Origin of the sequence: Enhygromyxa salina (assembly GCF_002994635.1) — a bacterium.
In the GTDB taxonomy this organism is placed as follows: domain Bacteria; phylum Myxococcota_A; class Polyangia; order Nannocystales; family Nannocystaceae; genus Plesiocystis; species Plesiocystis salina_B.
In genome coordinates this window covers 46,261-52,925 of record NZ_PVNL01000063.1, presented here as the reverse complement: position 1 = coordinate 52,925, position 6,665 = coordinate 46,261, and the positions used below count along the sequence as shown (strand labels likewise).

Annotated in this window: 6 protein-coding genes; 2 read left to right on the top strand and 4 right to left on the bottom strand. The window is 68.0% G+C overall.

What is annotated here, in order from left to right:
• Window positions 1-111: 111 nt before the first annotated feature.
• Together ENSA7_RS43750 and ENSA7_RS17165 are read left to right on the top strand one after the other, a co-directional pair.
• Entirely contained in the window at window positions 112-804 is a 693-nt protein-coding gene (locus tag ENSA7_RS43750; RefSeq protein ID WP_181233822.1) for a ribulose phosphate epimerase, read from the top strand.
• Window positions 805-941: 137 nt separating this feature from the next.
• Window positions 942-2,282 carry a cytochrome P450 gene (locus ENSA7_RS17165; RefSeq protein WP_181233821.1) on the top strand — a complete coding sequence of 447 codons (1,341 nt, stop codon included), beginning with the start codon at window positions 942-944 and terminating at the stop codon, window positions 2,280-2,282.
• 7 nt (window positions 2,283-2,289) lie between these two features.
• Here the strand turns inward: ENSA7_RS17165 and ENSA7_RS17160 are convergent, their stop codons facing one another.
• From ENSA7_RS17160 to ENSA7_RS17150, 4 genes are all read right to left on the bottom strand, one after another.
• On the bottom strand, window positions 2,290-3,075 hold the full coding sequence (locus ENSA7_RS17160) for a GNAT family N-acetyltransferase (RefSeq protein ID WP_106090379.1): 786 nt from the start codon (window positions 3,073-3,075) through the stop codon (window positions 2,290-2,292).
• Window positions 3,072-5,108 carry a heavy metal translocating P-type ATPase gene (locus tag ENSA7_RS17155; protein ID WP_181233820.1) on the bottom strand — a complete coding sequence of 679 codons (2,037 nt, stop codon included), beginning with the start codon at window positions 5,106-5,108 and terminating at the stop codon, window positions 3,072-3,074. Before ENSA7_RS17155 ends, ENSA7_RS17160 begins: the two co-directional genes overlap by 4 nt.
• A 110-nt stretch (window positions 5,109-5,218) precedes the next feature.
• Entirely contained in the window at window positions 5,219-5,389 is a 171-nt protein-coding gene (locus ENSA7_RS45050) for an FG-GAP repeat protein (RefSeq protein ID WP_219907984.1), read from the bottom strand.
• Complete coding sequence (locus tag ENSA7_RS17150; RefSeq protein ID WP_219907983.1) at window positions 5,368-6,441, bottom strand: hypothetical protein; 1,074 nt, start codon at window positions 6,439-6,441, stop codon at window positions 5,368-5,370. The genes ENSA7_RS45050 and ENSA7_RS17150 overlap by 22 nt, the downstream gene beginning before the upstream one ends.
• Between the last annotated feature and the right edge of the window lie 224 nt (window positions 6,442-6,665).

Below are 6,665 nucleotides of genomic sequence, written 5' to 3'. Positions count from 1 at the left end.
GCGGACCTCGCCGGGGGCCAGAAGGTCGACCCCGGGCGTGGTGCTCGAGGCTCCGCCCTCGGAGACGATCGGGATCGGCCCGGTGGTCGCGTAGGAGGTGAACACCGTGTCGTGGTAGGCGACGGCGATGGTGGGGATGGCGACGGCGAGGGTGTGGCGCTGTGCGATCCCTGGCTGCAGGATTGCCCCCTGGACCAAAAGTGCGTGCCCGCGACGACCGAGGACAACGCGGCACCGAGCATCAACAAGTGTGTCCCGGTGCTCGGTGCTGGGCAGCCGGGTGACGCGTGCAAGCTCGCCAGCAGGGTCGAGGCGACCGACGATTGTGGTGCGGATAGCTACTGCTGGAACCAGGACCTGGGCCTCTCGGGCGAGTGTTCGGCCTTTTGCGAAGGAAGCTCGGCGGAGCCGAGCTGCGCTCCCGGTACGACCTGTGTCACCGTCGACGCCGGCGCGGTGTGGAACCTGTGCGTGGATGGCTGCGACCCGGTCGCGCAGGACTGCAACATGGGTGAGCAATTCGGGTGCTACATCTTCGACGGGGATTTCCTGTGCGCGCAGTCGCCCTCGCTCATCCCCCTGGGTGAGCCCTGCGAATACATCAACGACTGCGCGCCGGGAGGCGTATGCATCCCCGGGGCAAGCCTGCCCGATTGCGTCGATGCGGCTTGCTGTACGGCCGTCTGCGAGCTCGATGGTGCGCAGTGCAACGCGCTGCCCGGGACCCAGTGCCTTCCGCTGTTCGAAGCCGGCGAGGCGCCGTTCGGATTCGAGGACGTCGGAACCTGCCAGTTGCCCACGTGATGCGATTTGCCTGTGTCCACGCGACGCAGCAGAACGCGCAGCTCGCCACACTCGACCCGCGAGCTCGCGGCGTGACGAGCCTTCGGCGTGGCGCCTGTTCGATGACGAGCGCCGCCCGATCGCCTATCCTCGCGCCCGTGCCACGTGCCCCTGTGCCCGAACTCCGCGGTCTGACGCGCTACGGCAACACTTTGGAGCTGATGCTGGACACGGACGGGTTCATGGCCCGCACGTTTGACAGTGCCGACGTGGTGCGAGCGCGGTTCGGAGGCGACTGGGTCGTGCTCGCGCGGGCGCCGGAGCTGATCGAGCAGGTGCTCGTGACCCAGAGCCGCAGCTTCATGAAGGACCGCATCACCCGCGACGTCGCCGAGCTGCTCGGCAACGGGCTGCTGGTCAGCGACGGTGAGCTCTGGCGCCGCCAGCGTCGGCTCGTCCAGCCGGCGTTTTCTCGCGATCGGATCGCCGACTACGCGGGGGGCATGGTCGAGGCGGCACGACGCCACGCGGCCGCTTGGCGCGAAGGACAAGTCGCGGATCTGTACGGCATGCTGATGCGCCTGACTCGCGACGTCGTCGTCGCTACCCTGCTGCGCGGGAAGCATGTCCAGAACGCCGACGACTTCGGCGCGGCGCTCGAGACCCTGATGGCCCGCTACGCTGACTGGCGCCACGCGGTGTTCCCCGGGCTGGGCCGGCTGCCGCTGCCGGAGAACCGCCGATTCGCGGCGGCACGCCGGCGGATGTACGCGCAGGTCGACGCCGTGATCGCCGAGCGGCGGCGCAGCGGGTCCGGGGACAGCGGCGACCTGCTCGATTTGCTTGGCATGCTCATGGCGGCGCGCGACGAGTGTCCCGCGCAGCTGAGTGACGAGCAGCTGCGGGCCGAGGTGCTGATCTTCTACATCGCCGGGCACGAGACCGTTGCGATGACGCTGTCGTGGGTATTCGCGCTGCTGTCGCGGCGGCCGAGTGCGTGGGACCTGCTCACGCGCGAGGTGGACGCGGTGCTCGGCATGCGCGATGCGACCGCCGAGGACGCACCCAAGCTCGCGTACACCGAGCAAGTGATCCTCGAGGCGATGCGCCTGTACCCGCCAATCTGGACCATCGGCCGCGAGGCGCTCGAGGACGTCGAGCTCGACGGGTTGACGCTGACCCGCGGTACGCAGGTGTGGCTCGTGCAATGGGCGGCACACCGCAACCCGCGGTATTTCCCGCAGCCGCTCGCGTTCTTGCCCGAGCGCTGGGAGAACGACCTCGGGGCCCGGCTGCCGCGTTTCGCCTACTTCCCGTTCAGTGGCGGGCCGCGGCAGTGCATCGGCAACCGCTTCGCCATGCTCGAGACCGTGCTGGTCCTGGCGACGCTGGTCCAGCGCTGGCGCCCGGAGATCGCACCGCGCGACCAACCGAAGCCGCGGTTCTCTATCAGTCTGCGTCCGAGCGGCCCGCTGCGCGCCCGCCTGCGAGCCCGCTGACGAACACCTACGTACGCAGCGACGCAGCGGCTCCGTCAACGCCACCGCCGGCGCAATTCGGGTTCTCGTAGAGCACCATGACCCCCACGTTCAGGCTCGCCGGATCCTCGATCCAGTCGGGCAAGACAGCCGCGACGCCGAACTTCGGATGCTTCAAATACTTGCTGAGGACCGGGTCGGGGACCTCCGGTTCGGGCGGGCGAACGGTCCCCGCATACGCCACGCCGTCGTGCACGAGTCCCCCGACCCGACGGGCGCAGCAGAGCGCGTACCAGGTCGCCAGTCGCTCGTGGTCGAGCTGAGACGCCGCGGCCCCAAGGCGCTCGCGGTACGCGGCGAAGCCGGGAATGCGTGCGAAGCCGAAGTAGTATCGACGTCCCTCACGCCGCAGCTGCTCGAAGATCACCTCGAATAGGGCTCGGCCGGCCCCCGGCATCGACGAGCACACGCTCACCCCATTGATGGAGTTGCCGCCGGCCTGATGTGTACGGCGCGTGAACCCTCGGTCCGTGAACGCGGCGTTGCAAGTCAGCCCGGCGATATCTCCAAGGTCGAAGTCGAGGTACTGCGAGTATCGATAGCCGACGATGCCGCCCGCATGGCTTGCGACGAGCAGCCCGCAGGGGTTCACTTCCAGCCAGCACCGGAAGTGCTCCTCGCCGTAGACCTCCATCCCCGAAGGTCCGAATCGGGCGCGGTCCAGTGCCGCCAACGCTGGCACGTCCGCCGCGGTGGCGGTGCGGATCGTGAAGCCGCTGAACGTGCCAATCTCGCCGATCATCTGCTTGATCACAGCGCCGGTACTTCCGTGAGGCCCGGTTCCGCGACGCGCTCGTCGTCGGGCTGGCGCCGGCGTGACCGCCAGATTGGAATCGTGTTTCCCGCGATACCGAGACCGGTGCTGGCGACGAACGCCAGATTGATGGTGGCCAGGCCGATGTGAGCGATGAACACACCGGCCACGCACACGACCGACGAGCCCATCGTGATCACCGTATTGTAGCGTTGGTCGCGGGCGAAGGCGTCCCCGAGGTCGAACACGTCGGCGAGACCTCGCAGCGTCCCGTCCAGGAGAACCATCTGCGCGCTGGCGACGGCCGGCGCCGCCGCGTCGCGCAGCGACACTGACAGCGCTGCTTTCTTGAGCGCGATCGCGTCGTTGATGCCGTCGCCGACGAAGCAGACGGTCCGTCCGGCGGCGTGCAGCGTATCGATGAACCGGCCCTTGTCCTCCGGGAGCTGCTCGGCGTGAACATTCGGGATTCCCAGCGCCTCCGCGAGGGCGCGGGTCGGGGCCTCCCGATCGCCCGACAGGACGTGGATAGCGAGACCGCGCGCGCGCAAGCGATCGATCAGCGCCCGCGCCTCCGGGCGGACGACCGGCGCGAGGACCAGGCTCCCGATCGGCGCGGAGTCGACCGCGACCCACACCCGCGAGTGGATCCCCGCGTCCGCCTGCTCCGCGTCGGGCAGCTCGATCCCCTGCTGGTGCATGAACCGTTGGCTCCCCGTGAACACCACCTCGCCGCCGACCTCGGCGCGAACGCCATGACCGAGCGTGTACTCGACCTCGGTCGCGGGAGCGAGGACGACCTCGCTCGCGACCGCCGCGGCCACAATCGCCCGCGCGATCGCATGGTTCTGGCGCTGCTCGACCGCCCCCGCGTACGCGAGGACGGCCCGTTCGTCCGCGCCACCGAGCGGGACGATCGCCGCGACCTTCAGCTCGCCGAGCGTCAGCGTGCCCGTCTTGTCGAACACGACGGTATCGACCCGCGACAGCGTCTCGAGCGACCGACCGTCCTTGACGAGGACCTCACGGTTCGCGGCGATCTCGATGTAGTTGAGCATCGACCACGGACTCAACAACCGCAGCGCCGACGAGAAATTCGACGACATGACCCCGAGCAGCGCCGGCACGCCCTGCAGGACGCCCGCCGCAGCAGCGAGGGCGAAGGTGGGCACGGTCGTGCGGTCCGACACGAGCTCGCTGCGTAGCTCGAGCTGCTGCTCGTAGGCGATCGTGTCTCGGAGCGCGGCCTCGATGCGGGCCGCCGCGGTCTCTGCTCCGGTCCGCGTGACACGGACGACGACCCGACCGCGAAGCACGACGGTGCTCGCATGCACTTCGTCTCCCGGCACCTTCTCGGCCGGCTGGTCCTCGCCGGTGAGAAACCGCTGGTCGATGGCTGCCTCGCCGCGCTCGACGATGCCGTCGACCGGCACCAGCTCGCCGGCTCCGACGATGACGTGGTCCCCGACCCGCACACGGTCGACCGGCGTGGCGATCTCGGACTCGCCGACGAGACACCAGGCGACCGCCGGCGGCGCCGCGACGATCCCCCCGAGGTTGTCGCGCAGGCGGCTCTTCGCGTTGACACGCAGCCGAATCGCCACGAAGTAGACCCACTGCGCAAACCCTCCCAGCACATACAGCCCGGCGCCGAGCGCAATTAGCACCGCTGAGGTATCTACGAACTCGGCACCGATCCGCCGCTCTACCTGCCACTTGCGCCACGCGCCGCGCAGCACGTCGACCGTATTGTAGACAATGCACCCGATTCCCAGCAATGTCGCCGGCGCCCACAAGACCGCGCCGGCTGCCGTCAGCCCGAGCCCTGTGACTGCCAGCGCGTGTCCTTCGCGCACGCCGTCGCTCTCGGCGCTTGCAGCCGCGTGGGTCGCCTCGGCGTCGTCGGCTCGAGGGGCAGACTCGGCAGCAGGTTGCTCGGGCTCCGCAGCGAGGTGCTCGTAGAGCCTGCGCGCGACGTACACGACACCGCCGACGAGCAGGATCTCGAGGCCCAGCATGGCCTTCACTACCATGAATAAGCGGACGGTGTCGACTACGCGCGGTCGCGCGACGTCACGAGTGGAGCGCGCAGCCGAACAGGTCATCCTGCTCGGCGACACCGTCGATGCCTGGGACATCCTGGTTATCTTCGTTGGGTTACACCGATCGCCAGATCGTCGAACCCATCGCAGTTGAAGTCCCCTGCCGCCAGCGCCCAGCCAAAGTGGTCGCCCGCTTCGGCGATGTCTTTGTTGAGCTTGTTCTCATCGCAGTACTCGTCGTTGTCCTCGGTCAGGCCATCGCCGCGGTCCACGGCGTCAAGATCGGGATCGTGGCCGGGTACGCATCGAGGGCTCGGTAGGCGAAGTAGGCCTTCCACGCCAGCCGCCCCCGACAATCGATCGACAGCTTGAGGTGCGTGACTTCGAACGAGCAGCGCTCGCCACGGGCGTTGGTCCGGGTCACGCGAGGTCGGGCGAGACCAGCAACCAGGGCCGCGCGCGCCGACTCGGGCAGTCGCTCGCTGACCAGCTGCGAGTCGAACAGGACCGGGAGATAGCGCTCGCGCGCGCCGGGCTCTTCGAAATTGAATTCGAAGCCAAGCCTGACGAGCTCGCCATCGACGACATCGAGGGGGCAAAAGCAGTCCCACTGCGGCAGCGCCCGACCGAGCTGCTCGATCGCCGGACGCAAGCTCCGCGCCGCGTCGTGCTCGAAGCCATCGAGCAGCGCCGCGCTGGCGCTGAACCGCAGCGCCGGGTAGGCCTTGAACAGCTCGCGTCCTCGGCGGATACCGTGACCGATCTCGAGCGGCCGCACGGACCCACACAGCTCGGCCAGCCGCACGATCGACGGGTTTGCGGGGTCGAAGCCTGGGCCGAGCAGCTGCGCGAATAGATCGCCGAGCTCGTGCTCGCCGAGCCTGGCCGCGTGCATGAAATACGACCAGACCACGCCAGCGATGCGCAGGCGCTCGTCGTCGTCGACCTCGAACCCAAAGTAGCAACGCTCGGGGAACACTGGCGCCTGGCGATGACCCACGAGGGCCTCGCACGCGCGCGTGAACCCGGCCGCAAACCGTGGCTCGGCGAACCATGGGCGCAGGTGCTTGGTCACCACGCGGGCGAGGTTGAGCCGGCCAACGCCGGGCAGCTCGGTTGCGATCGAGACCGACAAGCTGTTGCGACCGCGCGCGTCGTCGAGGAGGCCGAGCTCATGTTCGATGCCGAAGCCGTTGCTCATGAACACCTGCGGCAGCTCGCCGAGCGTTCGCTGAACTCGCGCGTAGCCATCGGCGTCGCGGACCGCGGTCGGCAACAGGTCAGCAAAACAATCCAAGGTTGCGCGCATGCTCGAGTCGTTCATTCAGGGCTCCTGATGGTCCACTAATAGCAGTAAAGCGCCCCGTCGAGGGGGCGGGGATGGTTGCCATCCCAACCCGAAGTACAGCGTTTAAATATGAGCAAATGCCAAAATTTAAGTTGAATTGTGACCCGCGGGTTCTTAGAGTCGCTCTCGCCAGCGCCCCTTGGTCTGGCGAGAGGAAGTAGGAAAATGAAGAAAAAAGTAAGCATGGTCGAATTGTATGA

Coding starts and splice junctions, on each gene's coding strand:
- ENSA7_RS17155 (WP_181233820.1), bottom strand. CDS start 5,108: ATGGTAGTGAAGGCCATGCTGGGCCTCGAGATCCTGCTCGTCGGCGGT.
- ENSA7_RS17150 (WP_219907983.1), bottom strand. CDS start 6,441: ATGAACGACTCGAGCATGCGCGCAACCTTGGATTGTTTTGCTGACCTG.